Source organism: Patulibacter minatonensis DSM 18081, from assembly GCF_000519325.1.
Lineage (GTDB): Bacteria > Actinomycetota > Thermoleophilia > Solirubrobacterales > Solirubrobacteraceae > Patulibacter > Patulibacter minatonensis.
The window spans coordinates 5,415,553-5,432,163 of sequence record NZ_KI912613.1; the positions used below are offsets into that span (position 1 = coordinate 5,415,553).

At 69.9% G+C, this 16,611-nt stretch carries 29 protein-coding genes; all 29 read right to left on the reverse strand.

Annotated features, from left to right (window positions below; genetic code table 11):
- Positions 1–25: 25 nt before the first annotated feature.
- The 29 genes from PATMI_RS0125505 to tuf all read right to left on the reverse strand — a co-directional run bounded on the left by PATMI_RS0125505 (position 26) and on the right by tuf (position 16,609).
- Complete coding sequence (locus PATMI_RS0125505; protein WP_026912956.1) at positions 26–985, reverse strand: DNA-directed RNA polymerase subunit alpha; 960 nt, start codon at positions 983–985, stop codon at positions 26–28.
- A gap of 243 nt (positions 986–1,228) precedes the next feature.
- Positions 1,229–1,624 (reverse strand): 30S ribosomal protein S11, encoded by a 396-nt coding sequence (gene rpsK, locus PATMI_RS0125515; protein WP_007577092.1) that lies wholly within the window; start codon positions 1,622–1,624, stop codon positions 1,229–1,231.
- Between the two features lie 21 nt (positions 1,625–1,645).
- Positions 1,646–2,029, reverse strand: coding sequence for a 30S ribosomal protein S13 (gene rpsM / locus PATMI_RS0125520; protein WP_026912957.1), 384 nt, complete (start codon positions 2,027–2,029; stop codon positions 1,646–1,648).
- Between the two features lie 3 nt (positions 2,030–2,032).
- Positions 2,033–2,146: a 50S ribosomal protein L36 gene (gene rpmJ, locus PATMI_RS36245; protein ID WP_007577088.1), complete on the reverse strand. Its 114-nt coding sequence runs from the start codon at positions 2,144–2,146 to the stop codon at positions 2,033–2,035.
- Positions 2,147–2,357: 211 nt separating this feature from the next.
- Positions 2,358–3,128: a type I methionyl aminopeptidase gene (map, locus tag PATMI_RS0125525; protein ID WP_026912958.1), complete on the reverse strand. Its 771-nt coding sequence runs from the start codon at positions 3,126–3,128 to the stop codon at positions 2,358–2,360.
- An 88-nt stretch (positions 3,129–3,216) separates the two neighbouring features.
- Entirely contained in the window at positions 3,217–3,888 is a 672-nt protein-coding gene (locus PATMI_RS0125530; protein WP_211241793.1) for an adenylate kinase, read from the reverse strand.
- Between the two features lie 45 nt (positions 3,889–3,933).
- Entirely contained in the window at positions 3,934–5,214 is a 1,281-nt protein-coding gene (gene secY / locus PATMI_RS0125535) for a preprotein translocase subunit SecY (RefSeq protein WP_026912960.1), read from the reverse strand.
- Positions 5,215–5,389: 175 nt separating this feature from the next.
- A complete protein-coding gene (gene rplO, locus PATMI_RS0125540) occupies positions 5,390–5,890 on the reverse strand; it encodes a 50S ribosomal protein L15 (protein ID WP_026912961.1) in 501 nt (166 codons plus the stop codon).
- Positions 5,887–6,072 carry a 50S ribosomal protein L30 gene (gene rpmD, locus PATMI_RS0125545; protein ID WP_026912962.1) on the reverse strand — a complete coding sequence of 62 codons (186 nt, stop codon included), beginning with the start codon at positions 6,070–6,072 and terminating at the stop codon, positions 5,887–5,889. Before rpmD ends, rplO begins: the two co-directional genes overlap by 4 nt.
- The gene (gene rpsE, locus PATMI_RS33345) at positions 6,069–6,647 is read right to left on the reverse strand and encodes a 30S ribosomal protein S5 (RefSeq protein WP_036726419.1); all 579 of its coding nucleotides are present in this window, start codon (positions 6,645–6,647) and stop codon (positions 6,069–6,071) included. Before rpsE ends, rpmD begins: the two co-directional genes overlap by 4 nt.
- A 14-nt stretch (positions 6,648–6,661) precedes the next feature.
- Positions 6,662–7,027, reverse strand: coding sequence for a 50S ribosomal protein L18 (rplR, locus tag PATMI_RS0125555; RefSeq protein ID WP_026912963.1), 366 nt, complete (start codon positions 7,025–7,027; stop codon positions 6,662–6,664).
- Positions 7,024–7,557: a 50S ribosomal protein L6 gene (gene rplF / locus PATMI_RS0125560; RefSeq protein ID WP_026912964.1), complete on the reverse strand. Its 534-nt coding sequence runs from the start codon at positions 7,555–7,557 to the stop codon at positions 7,024–7,026. Before rplF ends, rplR begins: the two co-directional genes overlap by 4 nt.
- Positions 7,558–7,561: 4 nt before the next feature.
- Positions 7,562–7,966, reverse strand: coding sequence for a 30S ribosomal protein S8 (gene rpsH, locus PATMI_RS0125565; RefSeq protein ID WP_026912965.1), 405 nt, complete (start codon positions 7,964–7,966; stop codon positions 7,562–7,564).
- Positions 7,967–7,969: 3 nt separating this feature from the next.
- On the reverse strand, positions 7,970–8,155 hold the full coding sequence (locus PATMI_RS0125570) for a type Z 30S ribosomal protein S14 (RefSeq protein ID WP_026912966.1): 186 nt from the start codon (positions 8,153–8,155) through the stop codon (positions 7,970–7,972).
- Positions 8,156–8,158: 3 nt separating this feature from the next.
- On the reverse strand, positions 8,159–8,773 hold the full coding sequence (rplE, locus tag PATMI_RS0125575) for a 50S ribosomal protein L5 (RefSeq protein WP_026912967.1): 615 nt from the start codon (positions 8,771–8,773) through the stop codon (positions 8,159–8,161).
- Positions 8,774–8,783: 10 nt separating this feature from the next.
- Positions 8,784–9,119 (reverse strand): 50S ribosomal protein L24, encoded by a 336-nt coding sequence (gene rplX, locus PATMI_RS0125580; RefSeq protein WP_026912968.1) that lies wholly within the window; start codon positions 9,117–9,119, stop codon positions 8,784–8,786.
- Positions 9,120–9,122: 3 nt separating this feature from the next.
- Complete coding sequence (gene rplN, locus PATMI_RS0125585; RefSeq protein ID WP_022928235.1) at positions 9,123–9,491, reverse strand: 50S ribosomal protein L14; 369 nt, start codon at positions 9,489–9,491, stop codon at positions 9,123–9,125.
- A complete protein-coding gene (gene rpsQ / locus PATMI_RS38830) occupies positions 9,488–10,063 on the reverse strand; it encodes a 30S ribosomal protein S17 (RefSeq protein ID WP_026912969.1) in 576 nt (191 codons plus the stop codon). The genes rplN and rpsQ overlap by 4 nt, the downstream gene beginning before the upstream one ends.
- A 5-nt stretch (positions 10,064–10,068) precedes the next feature.
- Complete coding sequence (gene rpmC, locus PATMI_RS0125595) at positions 10,069–10,272, reverse strand: 50S ribosomal protein L29 (RefSeq protein ID WP_026912970.1); 204 nt, start codon at positions 10,270–10,272, stop codon at positions 10,069–10,071.
- A complete protein-coding gene (gene rplP, locus PATMI_RS0125600; RefSeq protein ID WP_026912971.1) occupies positions 10,272–10,685 on the reverse strand; it encodes a 50S ribosomal protein L16 in 414 nt (137 codons plus the stop codon). Before rplP ends, rpmC begins: the two co-directional genes overlap by 1 nt.
- Entirely contained in the window at positions 10,685–11,530 is an 846-nt protein-coding gene (gene rpsC / locus PATMI_RS33350; RefSeq protein ID WP_036726423.1) for a 30S ribosomal protein S3, read from the reverse strand. The genes rplP and rpsC overlap by 1 nt, the downstream gene beginning before the upstream one ends.
- Complete coding sequence (gene rplV / locus PATMI_RS38465; RefSeq protein WP_026912972.1) at positions 11,530–11,868, reverse strand: 50S ribosomal protein L22; 339 nt, start codon at positions 11,866–11,868, stop codon at positions 11,530–11,532. Before rplV ends, rpsC begins: the two co-directional genes overlap by 1 nt.
- A gap of 316 nt (positions 11,869–12,184) precedes the next feature.
- Complete coding sequence (rpsS, locus tag PATMI_RS0125615) at positions 12,185–12,457, reverse strand: 30S ribosomal protein S19 (protein WP_026912973.1); 273 nt, start codon at positions 12,455–12,457, stop codon at positions 12,185–12,187.
- A 2-nt stretch (positions 12,458–12,459) separates the two neighbouring features.
- Positions 12,460–13,305, reverse strand: coding sequence for a 50S ribosomal protein L2 (rplB, locus tag PATMI_RS0125620; protein WP_026912974.1), 846 nt, complete (start codon positions 13,303–13,305; stop codon positions 12,460–12,462).
- 3 nt (positions 13,306–13,308) lie between these two features.
- Positions 13,309–13,608 (reverse strand): 50S ribosomal protein L23, encoded by a 300-nt coding sequence (gene rplW / locus PATMI_RS0125625; protein ID WP_026912975.1) that lies wholly within the window; start codon positions 13,606–13,608, stop codon positions 13,309–13,311.
- Position 13,609: 1 nt separating this feature from the next.
- Positions 13,610–14,272 (reverse strand): 50S ribosomal protein L4, encoded by a 663-nt coding sequence (rplD, locus tag PATMI_RS0125630; protein WP_026912976.1) that lies wholly within the window; start codon positions 14,270–14,272, stop codon positions 13,610–13,612.
- Positions 14,265–14,882 carry a 50S ribosomal protein L3 gene (gene rplC / locus PATMI_RS0125635; RefSeq protein ID WP_026912977.1) on the reverse strand — a complete coding sequence of 206 codons (618 nt, stop codon included), beginning with the start codon at positions 14,880–14,882 and terminating at the stop codon, positions 14,265–14,267. Before rplC ends, rplD begins: the two co-directional genes overlap by 8 nt.
- Positions 14,883–14,887: 5 nt before the next feature.
- The gene (rpsJ, locus tag PATMI_RS0125640; RefSeq protein ID WP_026912978.1) at positions 14,888–15,214 is read right to left on the reverse strand and encodes a 30S ribosomal protein S10; all 327 of its coding nucleotides are present in this window, start codon (positions 15,212–15,214) and stop codon (positions 14,888–14,890) included.
- 210 nt (positions 15,215–15,424) lie between these two features.
- A complete protein-coding gene (tuf, locus tag PATMI_RS0125645) occupies positions 15,425–16,609 on the reverse strand; it encodes an elongation factor Tu (protein WP_026912979.1) in 1,185 nt (394 codons plus the stop codon).
- Between the last annotated feature and the right edge of the window lie 2 nt (positions 16,610–16,611).

Here is a 16,611-nt window from a genome sequence, read left to right on the forward strand (position 1 = left end):
TACGGGCTCGCCGGCGGGGCCGGGACTACTCGTCGCGGAGGCCGTAGCCCCGCGCCGCGAGGGTCTCGACGACCTCGTCGATGGACTTCTTCCCGAAGTTCGGGATGGCGGCGAGCTCGGCCTCGGTCTTCGAGGTCAGGTCGCCAACGGTCTGGATCCCAGCCCGCTTGAGGCAGTTGTAGGAGCGGACGCCGAGCTCGAGCTCCTCGATCATCATCTCGTCGGTCGGATCGCCGTAGCCGTGATCGCCGACGAGGCCGTCCTCGAGCTCGCCACCGACCGAGGCGCGGAGCTCCTCGACGCGGTCCGGGTCGGTGAAGACCGCGAGCTGCTGGATCAGGATCTCGGAGGCCTCGCGCAGGGCCTCGCCCGGCTCGAGGGAGCCGTCGGTCTCGATGTCCAGCGTGAGCTGGTCGAAGTCGGTGCGCTGGCCGACGCGGGCCGGCTCGACGCGGTAGGCGACGCGCCGGATCGGCGAGAAGATGGAGTCGATCGGGATGACGCCGATCGGCTGGTCCGGGGTCTTGTTCTCGTCGGCGGAGCGGTAGCCGCGCCCCTGGCCGATGGTGAGGTAGACCTCGAGCTTCGTGCCGGCCTCGAGGGTCGCGATGTGCGCCTCGGGGTTCAGGATCTCGACGCCCGCGGGGAGGTCGATGTCCTTGGCCGTGATCTCGCCGGGGCCCTCGGCCACGAGCGGGGCCTCGACCTCGGTCGCGTCGGAGTGCATGCGGCACACGAGCGTCTTGAGGTTCAGGACGATGTCCGTGACGTCCTCGGCGACGCCCTCGAGCGTCGTGAACTCGTGGGCGACGCCCTCGATCCGGACGTTCGTGACGGCGGCGCCGGAGAGGAAGCTCAGCAGCACCCGGCGGAGCGAGTTGCCGAACGTGTAGCCGAAGCCGCGCTCGAGGGGCTCGATGGTGAACGTGCCACGGTTGTCCTCGACGGACTCGTGGGTGATTCGAGGGGTCTGGTAGTCGAGCATCAAGGTCCTTGCTTCGTCGGAAGACGCGCGAGCGGGGGGCGGGTCCGATCGCGGTGCAGTGCGCGGTTGGGGCGTCGACCTCCCCTGCTGCGCGCTGCTGGGTGCTGCTCGGGGGCCGGCCCACCGGGGTGGGTCCGGGCTCCCCGCCGGCGGGAGCGACCTGGGTCGCTCCCACCAGGGCCGTCCGACCGTCGGGGCCCGGTCCTCGCGGGGACCGGGACGCCGGGGCGGGCGGCCGAGGTGCTAGACGCGGCGCCGCTTCTTGGGGCGGCAGCCGTTGTGGGCCTGGGGGGTCACGTCGCGGACGGTCGTGATCTCCAGCCCCGCGGCCTGCAGGGAGCGGATCGCGGTGTCGCGTCCGGAGCCAGGGCCCTTGACGAAGACCTCGACCTTCTCCAGGCCCTGCTCGATGCCCTTGCGGGCGGCCGAGTCGGCCGTCACCTGCGCGGCGAAGGGGGTCGACTTGCGCGAGCCCTTGAACCCGGCGCCGCCGGCGGACTCCCAGGCGATGACGTTCCCCTCCTTGTCGGTGAGGGAGACGATCGTGTTGTTGAAGCTCGTCTTGATGTGGGCCTGGCCGACCGGGATGTTCTTCTTCGGCTTGCGGCGGCCGCGCGCGGGGCGCTTGGGTGCGGGCATGGTCTTCGAAAGGCTCCGTTGCTACTTCTTGCCGGGCTTCTTCTTGCCGGCCGTCGGCATGCGCTTCGGGCCCTTGCGGGTCCGCGCGTTGGTCTTCGTCTTCTGCCCGCGGACGGGCAGGTTGCGGCGGTGACGGAGGCCGCGGTAGCAGCCGATCTCCATCAGGCGCTTCACGGACTGGTTCCGCTCGCGCCGGAGATCACCCTCGACGACGACCTCGTTGTCGATGTGCTCGCGGAGCTTCGACACCTGGTCCTCCGTCAGGTCGCGCACCTTGGTGTCGCGATCGATGCCGGTGGCGTCGAGGATGTCGTTGGCACCCGAACGGCCGATGCCGTAGATGTAGGTGAGGCCAATCTCGATCCGCTTGTTCAGCGGGATGTTGATGCCGGAGATGCGTGCCATGACTCAGCCCTGCCGCTGCTTGTGGCGGGGGTTCTGACAGATCACGAGGACATTGCCGTTACGGCGGATGACCTTGCACTTCTCGCACATCGGCTTGACCGACGGTCGTACCTTCATGGTCCTCTTTCTCGGCTTCGCTCTTCAGTGGCCTGGCTCTGACGGTCGATGGACCCCCGCTACCAGTCACTGAGGCGTGGAACGCACAGAGGCGCGACACGCGCAGACTCGGCACGCTACCAGACTTCACCCCGGGCACGTCGAACGGCACCCGAGCGGATCGCTGACAGTAGCAGCACGGGCCCCGTGGGGCCTCCCGCCTCCCCCGCCGTCACCAGCGGGCGTCGCCGCCCCACGGCGTCAGGACCCGCGGCCCGTCCTCCCCGACGGCGACGGTGACCTCCGCGTGGGTGGCCCGCGCGCCGTCGACGGTGAACACCGACCAGCCGTCCCCCGCCATCCTGATCGCCGGTCGCCCCAGCGTGAGCATCGGCTCGACGGCGATCGTCAGACCGGGCCGGAGGTGGATGCCCTGCCCGGGCCGGCCCACGTTCGGGACCGGTGGCTCCTCGTGCAGCCGGCGACCGACGCCGTGGCCGATCAGGGACGGGAAGACGGCGACGCCCATCGCCTCCGCCCGGCGCTGGACCGCGGCCCCGACGTCCCCGGTCATGTTCCCGGGGCGACAGGCGGCGACGGCGTCGACCAGCGCGGCCTCCCCCGCGGCGACGAGGCGCCGGTCGTCGTCGGTGCCCTCCCCCACGAGGACCGTCCGGGCGGCGTCGGTCACCCAGCCGTCGTAGGTGACGCCGACGTCCATCGACAGCAGGTCGCCGTCCGCGAGCGGTCGCGGCCCGGGGATGCCGTGGACGACGAGGTCGTTCGGCGACGCGCAGATCGCCCCGGGGAAGCCCCGGTACCCGAGGAACGACGGGGTCCCGCCGGCCGCGCGGATCAGCTCCCGGGCGAGGGCGTCGAGGTCGCTCGTGGTCACGCCGACGGCCACGGCGGCCGCGAGCGCGTCGAGCACCCCGGCGAGGATCGCCCCGGACGCCGCCATGGCGTCGACCTCGTGCGGGGCCTTGAGGCGCGGAGGGCCCATCGGTCGACGGTCCGGCCGGTCGGTGGACCGGCGCGCGGAGGGCCTGTCCCTGGAAGGGGCGGAGTCCGCCCCCTCTCGGGGAGAGGTCCTAGATCGCGCCCTCGAGCCGGAGGGACGAGACGGTCTTCCGCAGCTGCGCCTCGACCTCTTCCGGCGCGGCGGTGCCGTCGAACCGGTGCAGCAGGCCCTGGGCCTCGTAGAAGGCCACCAGCGGCTCGGTCTGCTCGTGGTAGACCGCGAGACGCTTGCGGATCGTCTCCGGCTTGTCGTCGTCGCGCTGGATCAGGTCGGACCCGTCGTCGTCGGCCTTGCCGGGCACCTTCGGCGGGTCGTGCTCGAGGTGGTAGATCCGGCCGGACTGCGACACCCGGCGCCCCGAGAGCCGTCGGACGATGTCCTCGTCCGGGACGTCGATCAGGAGCACGCCGCTGATGTCGCGGCCGAGCTCACCGAGCGCCTCGCCGAGGGCCTCGCCCTGGGCGACGTTGCGCGGGAAACCGTCGAGCACGAAGCCCTCGGCGGCCTCCTCGGAACGCACGCGCTCGAGGATCAGGCCGATGACGAGCTCGTCGGGGACGAGGTCGCCCGCGTCCATGAACGCCTTCGCCTGGACACCGAGGTCGGTGCCCTCCTTGACCGCCGCGCGCAGGATGTTGCCGGTGACGACGTACTCGAGCGTCTCCTTCGACGTGAGGCGCTCGCCCTGCGTGCCCTTGCCGGCGCCCGGGGGGCCCAGGAGGATCAGGTTCAGCTCAGCCATCGGTGCGTCCTTCGTGCGGGTCGGTCGGGAAGAGGGGCGCGGGCATCACTTCAGGAAGCCCTCGTAGTTGCGCATCATCAGCTGGGCCTCGAGCTGCTTGACGGTGTCGAGCGCCACGCCCACGACGATCAGGATCGACGTGCCGCCGAAGGCGAAGCCCTGGGTGGACGATCCGAACGCCTTGCTGAACAGGATGGTCGGCACCGCGGCCACGGCCGCGAGGTACAGCGCACCCGGGAAGGTGAGCCGGGCGAGCACGCGGTCGAGGAACTCGGCCGTCGGCCTGCCCGGTCTGACGCCGGGGATGAAGCCGCCGTACTTCTTCAGGTTGTCCGCCTGCTCCACCGGGTTGAACGTGACCGCGGTGTAGAAGTACGTGAACAGGATGATGAAGACGGATTCGGCCGCGATGTAGCCCCATGTTCCGGGGAGCACCGCGTTCTGGACCGCGTTGTCCTGCGTGCCGGTGATGACCTGGGCGATCGTCGGCGGGATCGACAGGATCGACGCCGCGAAGATGACCGGGATCACGTTGGCCATGTTGACCTTGAGCGGCAGGTAGGTCTGCCCGCCGCCGCTCATGCGGCGGCCGATCACCCGTTTGGCGTACTGGATCGGGATCCGTCGCTGGCCTTCCTGGACGAACACCACGGCCGCGATGACGCCGAGGATGATCACCGGGAGCAGGACCTTGAAGACGGGGTCGCCGCTGTTCCACCACGCGCTCACGCCGCTCGGGAGCCGGCTGACGATCGAGGCGAAGATCATCAGCGACATGCCGTTGCCCACGCCGCGCTGCGTGATCAGCTCACCGAGCCACATGACGATCATCGCGCCGCACGTCAGGGACGCCGCGATCAGCACGAGCTTGCCGATGTTGAAGTTCTCGATCAGCGGGCTGCCGGTGTCGATGCTCCGGAACAGCGTGACGTAGGCGAAGGACTGGCCGAGCGCGAGGAAGACGGTCAGGTAGCGCGTGTACTGCGTGATCCGCTGCTGCCCGATCTCGCCCTCCTGCTTGAGCTTCTCGAGCGCGGGGACGACGACCTGCAGGAGCTGCAGGACGATCGACGCGGTGATGAACGGCATGATGCCGAGCGCGAACACCGCGATCTGGCTGAGCGCGCCGCCGGAGAACACGTTGAGGAGCTGCAGCGCGCCGCCCTGGAACTGCGCGGAGTCCTGCAGGTTGTTCACGGCCTCGCGCGAGACGCCCGGGACCGGGATCTGCGCACCGATCCGGTAGAGCGCGAGCAGGAAGAGGGTGATGCCCAGCTTCTTGCGGATCTCCGGGACGGTGAGCGCGCCGGTAAGGATGCGGATCATCGGGCTCGCAGTGGGAAGTCAGGCGGGGCGAAGAACGACACGCGCGGGGAACGGACGGCGCGGGCCTCGTGGCCCGCGCGGGTGCTGCTGGATCCTACGGGGCCGTGACGCGAAACGCCTCGGCACCGGCTTGCAGGGGGGTCGCCGCGCACGACGACCCTCCCGCAGGTGCCACTCAGCCCTCGACGACCACCGCGGTGCCGCCGGCGGACTCGATCGCCTCGCGGGCGGCAGCGCTGAAGCCGTGGGCGTGGACCGTGAGCGACACGGAGAGCTGCTCCCCGCGCGCCAGGACCTTCACCGGCACGTCCTTGCGCTGGCCGAGACCCTTGGCCTTGAGGGCCTCGAGGGTGACCTCGGCGCCGGCCTCGAACCGCTCGGCGATGTCGTCCAGGTTCACCGGCTGCGTCTCCGTGCGGAAGCGCTCGAACGGCATGGACGTCTTCTTGTTCGGGCCGCGCTGCTTGCCCATCCGGGTCTGGATCGGCGTCTGGCCGCCCTCGAACCGCGTGCGGTCCTTAGAGCCGGAACGCGAGCCCGCGCCCTTGTGGCCCCGGCCGGACGTCTTGCCCGTGCCGCTGCCGTGACCGCGGCCGACGCGCTTGCGCGGCTTGCGGCTGCCCTCGGCGGGCTGCAGGTTGTGCAGCCCGACGATCTCGGTGCTGTCGGAGCTCATGCGGACTCCTCCTCGATGCGGACGAGGTGCCGGACCGCGTGGAGCGCACCGCGCGCCTGCGGGGTGTCCTGCACCTCGACGGTGTGACCGATGCGGCGCAGGCCCAGGGTCCGCAGCGTGTCGCGCTGCGCCTGGTTGCTGCCGATCTTCGACTTGAACTGCGTGGCCTTGATGGTGCTCACGCGGTCACCTCCTCTGCGGGGGCGTCCTCGGAGACCTCGACCTCGACCTCGGCCGGCCGGTCGACCAGACCGAGCACGTCCTTGATCTGCAGGCCACGGAGCTCCGCGACCTCGCGGGGCGTACGGAGCTGCTGCAGGCCCTCGACCGTGGCCTTGACCAGGTTGATGGGGTTCTGCGAGCCGAGGCTCTTGGTCAGGACGTCCTGCAGCCCGGCGAGCTCGACCACGGCGCGGACGCCGCCGCCGGCGATGACGCCGGTACCGGGCGAGGCCGGCTTCAGGAGCACCTGGCCGGAGCCGAAGCGCCCGATCACGGGGTGCGTGATCGTGGTGTTGTGCTTGGGGACGCGGAAGAGGTCCTTCTTCGCGCGCTCCACGGCCTTCTGGATGGCCAGCGGGACTTCGTTGGCCTTGCCGTAGCCGATGCCGACGACGGAGTTCTCGTCGCCGACGACGACCAGAGCGGTGAAGGAGAAGCGACGGCCACCCTTCACCACCTTGGCGACGCGGTTGATTTCCACGACCCGCTCCTGGAGATCCAGGCCGACGGGGCTGACAGTGCGATCGATCGTCATGGGTTCAGTGGCTCCTAGACGGTGAGCCCGCCCTCGCGGACCGCTTCAGCGAACGCCTTGACGCGCCCGTGGTACTGGTAGCCGCCGCGGTCGAACACGACCGTGTCGATGCCGGCGGCCTTCGTGCGCTCGGCGAGCGTCTTGCCCAGGGCGACGGCCTGGTCGGCCTTGTTGAGGCCCTTGAACTCGTCCTCGGTCCAGCTGACGGAGGCCAGCGTGTGACCGCTGCCGTCGTTGGCCAGATCGTCGATGACCTGCGCGAAGATGCCCTTGTTGCTGCGGAACACGGCGACGCGGGGCCGCTCGGCGGTGCCGGAGACCTTCGCTCGCACGCGGCGCCGGCGCTTGAGCCGGCGCGCTTCCTTGGTGACGACGCTCATGCGCGCTTACCGACCTTCCGGACGACGTACTCGCCCTCGTAACGGATGCCCTTGCCCTTGTAGGGCTCCGGCGGCCGCTTCTTGCGGATCTTGGCCGCGGTCTCGCCGACGAGCTGCTTGTTCGTGCCCTTGACGATCACGCGGGTGGGCTGCGGGACCTCGAACTCGATGCCCTCGGGGGCCTCGACCGAGACGGGGTGCGAGAAGCCGAGCGCCAGGTCCAGGGTCGAGCCCTTGAGCGACGCGCGGTAGCCGACGCCCTGGATCTCCAGCGTCTTGCTGAAGCCCGAGGTGACGCCCTCGACCATGTTCGCGATCAGGCTGCGGCTCAGACCGTGCAGAGCCCGGTGCGGGCCCCGGTCGGTCGGGCGCGTGACGACGATCTCGGTCCCCTCCTGGGTGACCGTGATGTCGCGGTGGATCTGCTCGGCGAGCTGACCCTTGGGGCCCTTGACCGTGACGGTCCCGGGCTGGATGGTGATGTCGACGCCGGTGGGAACCGGGATCGGCTTGCGTCCAATGCGGCTCATGCGATTACCACACCTCGGCCCAGACCTCGCCACCGACGCCGGCCTTCTTGGCGTCGTGGCCGGTCATGATGCCGCTCGAGGTCGAAACGATCATGGTACCGAGGCCGCCGAGCGACTTCGGGACCTGGCCTGCGCCGACGTAGTGGCGCTGGCCGGGACGAGAGACGCGACGCAGGCCGGTGATGGCCGAGCGACGGTCGTTCGTGTACTTCAGGGTGATCGTCAGCAGCTCGCCCGGGTGCTCCGTGGCGGGCGCGACGCTGACGTCGGAGATGTAGCCCTGCTCCTTGAGGATGCGGGCGATCTCGGCCTTGCTGCCCGACGAGGGCAGGACCACCGTGCGGTGCGCGGCCGTGATGGCGTTGCGGATCCGCGTGAGCAGGTCCGCGATGGGATCAGTCGTCGACATGCGTTACCAGCTGCTCTTCGTCATGCCGGGGATGTAGCCCTTGTGGGCGTGCTCGCGCAGGCAGATGCGGCAGATGCCGAACTTCTTGTACACCGAGCGCGAGCGGCCGCAGCTGCGGCACCGGGTGTACTCGCGGGTCTGGTACTTCTGGGGGCGCGCCTGGCGGACGCGCTGAGAGGTCTTCGCCATGGGTCAGCTCCCCTGGGTGGTGGACGGATCGACGGGAGCGGGAGCGCCGGCGGGGCGCTTCCCCTCACGGGAGAACGGGAAGCCGAGCTCGGCGAGCAGGGCGAACGCCTCGCCGTCGGTGGGAGCCGACGTCGTGATGGTGATGTCGAGGCCGCGGATCTGGTCGATCGCGTCGTAGTCGATCTCGGGGAAGATGATCTGCTCGCGCACGCCCAGGGAGTAGTTGCCCCGGCCGTCGAAGCTCGTCGTCTTCAGGCCCCGGAAGTCACGGACGCGCGGGAGCGCGATCGCGACGAGGCGCTCGACGAACTCGTACATGCGCTCGCCGCGCAGCGTGACCGCCGCACCGACCGGCATGCCGTCGCGCAGCTTGAAGCCGGCGATCGACTTGCGGGCGCGGCGCACGTTCGGCTGCTGCCCGGCGATCGCGGCGAGCTGCTCGACAGCCGCCGCGAACTGCTTGTTGTCCTGCTTCGCCTCGCCGAGACCCATGTTCAGGGTCACCTTCTCGAGATGCGGGACCTGCATCACGGAGGTGTAGTCGCCGGCCTCGAAGAGGCGGGGACGGATCTCGTCGAGGTAGCGCGTCTTCAGTCGCGCGGTCGTGGTCGCACTCATGCGGACTACCTCAGTCGATCTGCTGGCCGGACCGCTTGGCGACGCGCACGGCGCGGCCGTCGTCGGTCCGGGTCACGCCCACACGGGTGGGCTGGTTGGTCTTCGGGTCCACGAGCATCACGTTGGAGACGTGGATCGGACCCTCCTGCTCGACGACGCCGCCCTGGGAGGCGGGCGTGCCGGGCAGCGCGGACGGGTTCGGACGCTGGTGCCGCTTGACGATGTTCACGCCCTCGACCACGACGCGCTCACGCGACGGGTCGACGGAGATCACGGTGCCGGTGCGGCCGCGGTCCTTGCCGCTGATGACGACGACCTGGTCGTCGCGACGGATGCGAAGCGCCATGGCTTACAGCACCTCCGGGGCGAGCGACACGATCTTCATGAACGAGCGGTCGCGCAGCTCGCGCGCCACCGGTCCGAAGATGCGCGTGCCGCGCGGGTTGTTGTTCGCGTCGATGATGACCGCGGCGTTCTCGTCGAAGGCGATGTACGTGCCGTCCTCGCGACCGAACTCCTTGCGGGTCCGGACGACGACGGCCTTGACGACCTCGCCCTTCTTGACGGTGCCGTTCGGCGTGGCGGCCTTCACGGTCGCCGTGATCGTGTCGCCCACGCGGGCGTAGCGCCGGCGGGAGCCGCCGTGCACGCGGATGGTGAGGATCTCGCGGGCGCCGGTGTTGTCGGCGACCTTGAGTCGGGACTCGTTCTGGATCACTTGGCACGCTCCACGATCTCGGCGAGCGTCCAGCGCTTCGTACGCGAGAGCGGACGCGACGACTCGATGCGGACGGTGTCGCCCTCACCCGCGTCGTTCTGCTCGTCGTGCGCGTACAGCTTCGTCGTGTGACGCACGATCTTCTTGTACTTCGGGTGCCGCTTGGAGTGGTCGATCCGCACGGCGAGCGTCTTGTCGCCCTTCGCGGAGACGACGACGCCCTGGCGGACCTGCTTGCGGCCGGGCTCGTGCTCGGGCTTCGGCGTGCCGCGGTCGGTGCCGGCCTCGGCGCCGAGCTTCGCGGCCTGCTTCTCCCGCTCCTGCTTGCGGCGACGCGTGCGGGCGGCGGCCTTCTGCTTGCGCAGCGCCTTCCGCTCCTCGGCCTTCTCCTCGATGGACTTCGACGCGTTCGTCGTGGTCCCCGAGCGCTGGCGGTGCCAGGCGCGCTTCTGGACGGGCGACAGCGACGCGTCGGGACCGGCCGGCGCCTCGGGCGCGGCCTCGGTCTCGGCCGTGTCGGTCTCGACGGCGTCGGTCGGCTCTTCGGTGATGTTCTCGTTCTCGTCAGCCATGGGGCTCAGCCGTTCTCGACGTCGATGCCGCGCTGGCGGGCGATGGTGATCGCCCGGGCCAGCTCGCGGCGCGTTGCGCGCAGCGCGGCGGTGTTCTCGAGCTCGCCGGTCGCCTGCTGGAAGCGCAGACCGAAGAGCTCCTTCCTGAAGGCGGTGATCTGCTCGACGATCTTCTGATCGTCGAGGTCACGCAGCTCCTGCGTACGCATCAGTCGTCCTCCGCCGTGACGAACTTGGTCCGCACGGGCAACTTGTGGGCCGCCAGGCGGATGGCCTCGCGCGCCAGCTCCTCCGGCACGCCCGAGACCTCGAACATGACGCGGCCGGGCTTCACGACGGCGACCCAGCCCTCGGGCGAGCCCTTGCCGGAACCCATGCGGGTCTCGGCCGGCTTCTTCGTGACGGACTTGTCCGGGAAGATGTTGATCCAGACCTTGCCGCCACGCTTCATCTTGCGGTTCATGGCGATACGGGCCGCCTCGATCTGGCGGTTGGTGATCCAACCGGCCTCGAGGGTCTTCAGGCCGAACTCACCGAACTGCACGTGGTTCTGGCCGCGCGACAGGCCGCGCTTGCGACCACGGTGGACCTTGCGGTGCTTGGTGCGCTTCGGGGACAGCATCAGCGGCCTCCCTGCGGGCCGCGCCCGCGCCCACCGGCGCCGCCGGGACCGCCCGGACCGCGTCCGCCGCCGCCTTGGCCCCCACGACCACCACGGTCGCCGCCGCCGAAGCCGCCGCGTCCGCCGCCGCCGTCACGACCGCCACGTCCGCCACCGCGACCGCCGCGGTCCTGCGTGCTCGGGCCGTCGATGTCGGTCAGGTCGGAGCCGCCGTAGCCCTCCGGCATGATCTCGCCCTTGTTGACCCAGACCTTCACGCCGATGCGACCGAACGTCGTCTTGGCCTCGAAGAAGCCGTAGTCGATGTCCGCACGCATGGTGTGCAGCGGCACACGGCCGTCCTGGTAGGACTCCGTGTTGCTCATCTCACGTCCGCCGAGGCGGCCGGAGACCTGGATCTTGCAGCCCTTGGCGCCGGAGCGCATGGCGCTCGTGAGGGCGCGCTTCATCGCGCGGCGGAACGCCACGCGGTTCTGCAGCTGCTCCGCGACGGACTGCGCGACGAGCTTGGCGTCGAGCTCCGGCCGGCGGACCTCGAGGATGTTGACCTTGACCTGCTTCTTGGTGATGCGGTGCAGGTCCTTCCGCAGCGCATCGACCTCGACACCGGACTTGCCGATGACGACGCCGGGACGAGCGGTCCGGATGGACACCTCGACCTCGTTCTTGTTCTTCCGGATCGCGATGTCGGAGAGCCCGGCGTGCGCCAGCTTGCCCTCGATGTGATCACGGATCTGCCGGTCCTCGTGGAGGAAATCGGCGGTGTTCTGCGCGCTGAACCAGTGGGACTTCCAGTCGTGGATGTACCCCACGCGCATCGACTCGGGATGGACCTTCTGTCCCATCAGCCTTGCTCCTTCGGCGTGAGCGACACGGTCAGGTGACTGGTGCGCTTGTTGATCCGGTACGCACGACCCTGGGCACGCGGCTGGAACCGCTTGAGCGTGGGGCCGTCGTCGGCGGTGATGCTCTTGATGACGAGGTCGTCACCGATGAGATCGTGGTTGTTCTCCGCGTTCGCGATCGCGGACTCGAGCACCTTGCTCCAGTCCTGCGCCGCCGAGCGGGTGCTGTGCTGCAGGATCGCGCGGGCCGTCTCGACGTCCTTGCCGCGGACGAGGTCCGCGATCAGGCGCGCCTTGCGGGGCGTCGTGCGCACGTACTTCGCGACGGCACGGACCACGGGGGCCTCGCCGGCGGGCTGGCTGCGCCGCGCCCGGCGGGCGTCGGCACGGGCGCCGCCGCGGACCTGGGTGACCGGCGCAGCGTGGCTGTGCTCGTGGTCGCCCTCGTCGTGCGAGTGGCCGTGGTCCTCGGACGCGTCGTCCTCGGCCTCGTCGGCGTCGACGTCCGCAGCCTCCGCCGTGACGTCCTCGGACGTCTCGGTGGCAGCTTCCTCAGCCTTCGGCGTCGTCTCCTCGACCTCGGGGGTCTCGGGCGTCACCTGGGCCTGCGGCTCGTCGGTGGTGTCGTTCTGGGGGGTCTCGTCAGCCATCTGCTCAGCGCCTCTTGGCGGTGTCGCCGTGACCGCGGTAGGTCCGCGTGGGCGCGAACTCGCCCAGCTTGTGACCGACCATCGACTCCGAGACGAAGACCGGAACGTGCTTCCGGCCGTCGTGCACGGCGATCGTGTGACCGACGAACTCCGGGAAGATCGTCGAAGCCCGCGACCAGGTCTTGATCAGCTTCTTGTCGTTGGAGGCGTTCATGGACTCGATGCGCGTCATCAGACGCTCCTCGACCCACGGCCCCTTCTTGCTCGAGCGACTCACGGCTACTTCCTCTTGCCCTTGCCACGACGGCGCGCGCGCACGATGTAGCGGTCCGAGGGCTTGTTCTTCTTACGGGTGCGGTACCCCAGCGTGGGAACGCCCCACGGGGTGACCGGGTGACGGCCCGGGGTCGTCGACCCCTCGCCGCCGCCGTGCGGGTGATCGACCGGGTTCATGGCCGTACCACGCGTCTGCGGGCGGACGCCCATGTGGCGCTTGCGCCCGGCGTTGCCGACGGAGATGTTCTGGTGCTCGGCGTTGCCGACCGAACCGATCGTGGCGCGGCAGGCGTCCATGACCAGGCGCATCTCGCCGGACGGCAGGCGCAGGGTCGCCATGCCCTGGTCCTTCGCCATCAGCTGGATGACCGTGCCGGCGGAGCGGCCGAGCTGGCCGCCCTTGTTCGGCTGGAGCTCCACGTTGTGGATCACCGTGCCGGCCGGGATGTCCTTCAGGGCGAGCGCGTTGCCCGTCTTGATGTCGGAGCCGGGGCCGGACTGGACCATCGTGCCGACCGTCAGGCCACGCGGGGCCAGGATGTACGACTTCACGCCGTCCACGTAGTGGAGGAGCGCGATGTACGCGGTGCGGTTCGGGTCGTACTCGATCGCGGCGACGCGGGCGGGGATGCCGTCGCGCGTGCGCTTGAAGTCGATCTTCCGGTACAGGCGCTTGGCGCCGCCGCCGCGGTGGCGGGACGTCTTGCGACCGTTGTTGTTGCGACCACCGGACTTCGTCAGACCCTCGACGAGCGAGCGCTCGGGCGTGGTCTTCGTGATCTCGGCGAAGTCCGCGTACGTCGCGAACCGCTGACCGGGGGTCGTGGGCTTGGGCTTGCGAATGGCCATGGGTTACTCCTCGATCCCCTGGAGGGAGGCGAAGATCGGGATCTCCTGCCCCTCCCCGACCTGGACGATGGCCTTCTTCCAGGAGCGCGTCCGGCCGGAGGTGGTCCCACGGCGCTTCGGCTTGCTCTTGACGGTCGACGTGCGGACCTCGAGCACGTTGACGTCGAAGAGCTCCTCGACGGCCGCGCGGATCTGCGTCTTGTGGGCGTCCGGGTGGACCCGGAACGTGTACTTGCCGACGGTGGCGAGCACGTAGCTCTTCTCACTGACGACGGGACGGATGATGACCTGGGTCGCGTCCATGTCAGGCCTCCGTTGCGGTGGTCGTGGCGGTGCTGCCGTCGCCGCTAGCGCGCTCGACGAGCTCACCCACGGCACCCGCGGTCAGCAGGAGCCGGCGGGCGCCGACGACGTCCGCGACGCCGACGGCGTCGGCCGAGAGGACCGTCACCTTCGGCAGGTTGCGGAACGACAGGCCGACGTTGTCCTCGCCGGCGGCGAGGACGAGCAGGGTGCGGCCCTTGTCGAGGCCGTCGATGTTCCAGCCGGCCAGGGTCTTCGCGGCGCCCTTGGTGGAGGGCGTGTCGAAGCCGGCACCGGCGTCGAGGCCGGCGACGGAGCCGCGGAGCGCCTGCAGCGACAGCGCGCTGCGGAGCGCGGCGCGCTTCTCCTTGCGGTTCACCTTGAACGTGAAGTGGCGCGGCTGCGGTCCGAAGACCGTGCCGCCGCCCGTCCAGATCGGCGAGCGCGAGGAGCCGGCGCGGGCACGGCCCGTGCCCTTCTGGCGCCACGGCTTGGCGCCGCCGCCGGAGACCTGGCCGCGCGTCTTCGAGGACGACGTGCCCTGACGGCGCGCGTTCAGCTCGTGACGGACGTTCTGGTGGACGAGCGGCCCGTTGAACTCGACGCCGAAGACGGCATCGTCGAGCTGCAGGGTGCCGCCGCCGAGGATCGGTGCATCAGCCATCGGTCCGGACCTCCACGAGGCCGTTCTTCGCGCCCGGGACGGAGCCGCGGACGATCAGCAGGTTGTCGTCGGTGTCGACGCGCACGACCGTTAGGCCGCGCTGCGTCACGCGCTCCGCGCCCATGTGGCCGGGACCGCGGATGCCCTTGAACACGCGGGCCGGCCATGCGGCGGCGCCGATCGAGCCCGGGGCGCGGGTGTTGTGCGAGCCGTGGGTCACGGGACCACGGGCGAAGCCGTGGCGCTTGACCGTGCCCTGGAAGCCCTTGCCCTTCGAGGTGCCGGCGACGCGGATCTTCTGACCCGCCTCGAAGGCCTCCACCGTGACGTTCTGGCCGACCTCGACGTCGATGTCGACGTCGCGGAACTCGACCAGGTGACGGTGGGGACCGACGCCGGCCTTCTTCAGGTGCCCGAGCTCGGGCTTGCTGAGGTGCTTCTCCTTCGTGGCGCCGAAGGCGAGCTGGACGGCGTCGTAGCCGTCGCGCTCGGCGGTCCGGCGACCCGTGACGGGGCACGGGCCGGCCTCGAGCACGGTGACGCGCTCGACGGTGCCGTCCTCCAGGAACAGCTGGGTCATGCCCAGCTTCTTGGCGAGAATCGCGGCCATCTGGGTCACCCCGCCAGTCGGATCTCGATGTCGACGCCCGCGGGGAGGTGGTCGAGACGCTGGAGCGAATCGACCGTCTTCGGGGTCGGCTGGTGGATGTCGATCAGGCGCTTGTGCGTACGGATCTCGAAGTGCTCGCGCGAATCCTTGTCCTTGAACGGGGACCGGATCACGCAGTAGACGTTCTTCTCCGTCGGGAGCGGCACGGGACCGGAGACGCTCGCGCCGGTGCGCTGCGCGGTCTCGACGATCTCCTTGGCCGCCGACTCGATGGCCGACGTGTCGTAGGCCTTGAGGCGGATGCGGATCTTGTTTTGTGTGGCGGCTGCCATCGGGGCTCTCTGCTGTCCGTTCCGTCTGATGACTGGAGGAAGATCTGGGCTGGGTACTGCCGGGGCTGTGGAGCCCCTCCGTCCGCGTGCGGGAGGCGCACGACGGCCGGCCCAGCGGGGTGGCACCGCACCCGCGGACCAGGTGTCCGCGGGCGGGGCCGTGAGGGCGGAGCGGCCGGAGCCGCTCACGCCGTCGGGGTGCTGCTGGTACTAGGCGATGACCTCGGCGACGACGCCGGAGCCGACCGTGCGGCCACCCTCGCGGATGGCGAAGCGCAGGCCCTGGTCCATGGCGATCGGCTGGATCAGCTCGATCTCCATCTGGACGTTGTCGCCCGGCATGACCATCTCCGTGCCCTCGGGCAGGTTGGCGACGCCCGTCACGTCCGTCGTGCGGAAATAGAACTGCGGGCGGTAGCCGGAGAAGAACGGCGTGTGACGGCCACCCTCCTCCTTCTTGAGGATGTAGACCTCGGCCTTGAACTTCGTGTGCGGCGTGATCGAGCCCGGCTTGCAGAGGACCTGCCCGCGCTCGATGTCCTCGCGCTTCGTGCCGCGGAGGAGCAGACCGGCGTTGTCGCCGGCCTCGCCGCGGTCGAGCTGCTTCTTGAACATCTCGACGCCGGTGACCGTGGTCTTGGTCTTCTCGCGGATGCCCACGATCTCGACCTCGTCACCGATGGTGATGATGCCCTGCTCGATGCGGCCCGTGGCCACCGTGCCGCGACCCGTGATCGAGAAGACGTCCTCGACCGGCATCAGGAACGGCTTGTCCAGGACGCGGACGGGCTCCGGGATGTAGGTGTCGAGCTGCTCGGCGAGCTCGAGGATCTTGCCCTCGTACTCGGCGTCGCCCTCGAGCGCCTTCAGCGCCGAACCCGTGACGAACGGGATGTCGTCGCCCGGGAAGTCGTACTCGTTGAGCAGGTCGCGGACCTCGACCTCGACGAGCTCGAGGAGCTCCTCGTCGTCGACCATGTCGGCCTTGTTGAGGAACACGACGATGTACGGCACGCCGACCTGCTTCGCGAGCAGGATGTGCTCACGCGTCTGCGGCATCGGGCCGTCGGCGGCGGACACGACCAGGATCGCGCCGTCCATCTGGGCGGCACCCGTGATCATGTTCTTCACGTAGTCGGCGTGCCCGGGGCAGTCGACGTGCGCGTAGTGCCGGTTCGCGGTCTCGTACTCGACGTGCGAGGTGGAGATCGTGATGCCGCGCTCCTTCTCCTCCGGAGCGTTGTCGATCTCCGCGAACGACCGGGCATCGCCGCCGCCGGCCTTGGCCAGCACGGTGGTGATCGCCGCCGTCAGCGTCGTCTTGCCATGGTCGATGTGACCGATGGTGCCCACGTTGACGTGGGGCTTACCGCGCTCGAACTTCTCCTTCGCCACTG

Bases quoted from the DNA above. Each gene is read 5' to 3' on its own strand.
- PATMI_RS0125505 (WP_026912956.1), bottom strand. From the start codon at position 985: ATGCTCGACTACCAGACCCCTCGAATCACCCACGAGTCCGTCGAGGAC.
- rpsK (WP_007577092.1), bottom strand. From the start codon at position 1,624: ATGCCCGCACCCAAGCGCCCCGCGCGCGGCCGCCGCAAGCCGAAGAAG.
- rpsM (WP_026912957.1), bottom strand. From the start codon at position 2,029: ATGGCACGCATCTCCGGCATCAACATCCCGCTGAACAAGCGGATCGAG.
- rpmJ (WP_007577088.1), bottom strand. From the start codon at position 2,146: ATGAAGGTACGACCGTCGGTCAAGCCGATGTGCGAGAAGTGCAAGGTC.
- map (WP_026912958.1), bottom strand. From the start codon at position 3,128: ATGGGCCCTCCGCGCCTCAAGGCCCCGCACGAGGTCGACGCCATGGCG.
- PATMI_RS0125530 (WP_211241793.1), bottom strand. From the start codon at position 3,888: ATGGCTGAGCTGAACCTGATCCTCCTGGGCCCCCCGGGCGCCGGCAAG.
- secY (WP_026912960.1), bottom strand. From the start codon at position 5,214: ATGATCCGCATCCTTACCGGCGCGCTCACCGTCCCGGAGATCCGCAAG.
- rplO (WP_026912961.1), bottom strand. From the start codon at position 5,890: ATGAGCTCCGACAGCACCGAGATCGTCGGGCTGCACAACCTGCAGCCC.
- rpsE (WP_036726419.1), bottom strand. From the start codon at position 6,647: ATGACGATCGATCGCACTGTCAGCCCCGTCGGCCTGGATCTCCAGGAG.
- rplR (WP_026912963.1), bottom strand. From the start codon at position 7,027: ATGAGCGTCGTCACCAAGGAAGCGCGCCGGCTCAAGCGCCGGCGCCGC.
- rplF (WP_026912964.1), bottom strand. From the start codon at position 7,557: ATGAGCCGCATTGGACGCAAGCCGATCCCGGTTCCCACCGGCGTCGAC.
- rpsH (WP_026912965.1), bottom strand. From the start codon at position 7,966: ATGTCGACGACTGATCCCATCGCGGACCTGCTCACGCGGATCCGCAAC.
- PATMI_RS0125570 (WP_026912966.1), bottom strand. From the start codon at position 8,155: ATGGCGAAGACCTCTCAGCGCGTCCGCCAGGCGCGCCCCCAGAAGTAC.
- rplE (WP_026912967.1), bottom strand. From the start codon at position 8,773: ATGAGTGCGACCACGACCGCGCGACTGAAGACGCGCTACCTCGACGAG.
- rplX (WP_026912968.1), bottom strand. From the start codon at position 9,119: ATGGCGCTTCGCATCCGTCGCGACGACCAGGTCGTCGTCATCAGCGGC.
- rpsQ (WP_026912969.1), bottom strand. From the start codon at position 10,063: ATGGCTGACGAGAACGAGAACATCACCGAAGAGCCGACCGACGCCGTC.
- rpmC (WP_026912970.1), bottom strand. From the start codon at position 10,272: ATGCGTACGCAGGAGCTGCGTGACCTCGACGATCAGAAGATCGTCGAG.
- rplP (WP_026912971.1), bottom strand. From the start codon at position 10,685: ATGCTGTCCCCGAAGCGCACCAAGCACCGCAAGGTCCACCGTGGTCGC.
- rpsC (WP_036726423.1), bottom strand. From the start codon at position 11,530: ATGGGACAGAAGGTCCATCCCGAGTCGATGCGCGTGGGGTACATCCAC.
- rplB (WP_026912974.1), bottom strand. From the start codon at position 13,305: ATGGCCATTCGCAAGCCCAAGCCCACGACCCCCGGTCAGCGGTTCGCG.
- rplW (WP_026912975.1), bottom strand. From the start codon at position 13,608: ATGGACGCGACCCAGGTCATCATCCGTCCCGTCGTCAGTGAGAAGAGC.
- rplD (WP_026912976.1), bottom strand. From the start codon at position 14,272: ATGGCTGATGCACCGATCCTCGGCGGCGGCACCCTGCAGCTCGACGAT.
- rplC (WP_026912977.1), bottom strand. From the start codon at position 14,882: ATGGCCGCGATTCTCGCCAAGAAGCTGGGCATGACCCAGCTGTTCCTG.
- rpsJ (WP_026912978.1), bottom strand. From the start codon at position 15,214: ATGGCAGCCGCCACACAAAACAAGATCCGCATCCGCCTCAAGGCCTAC.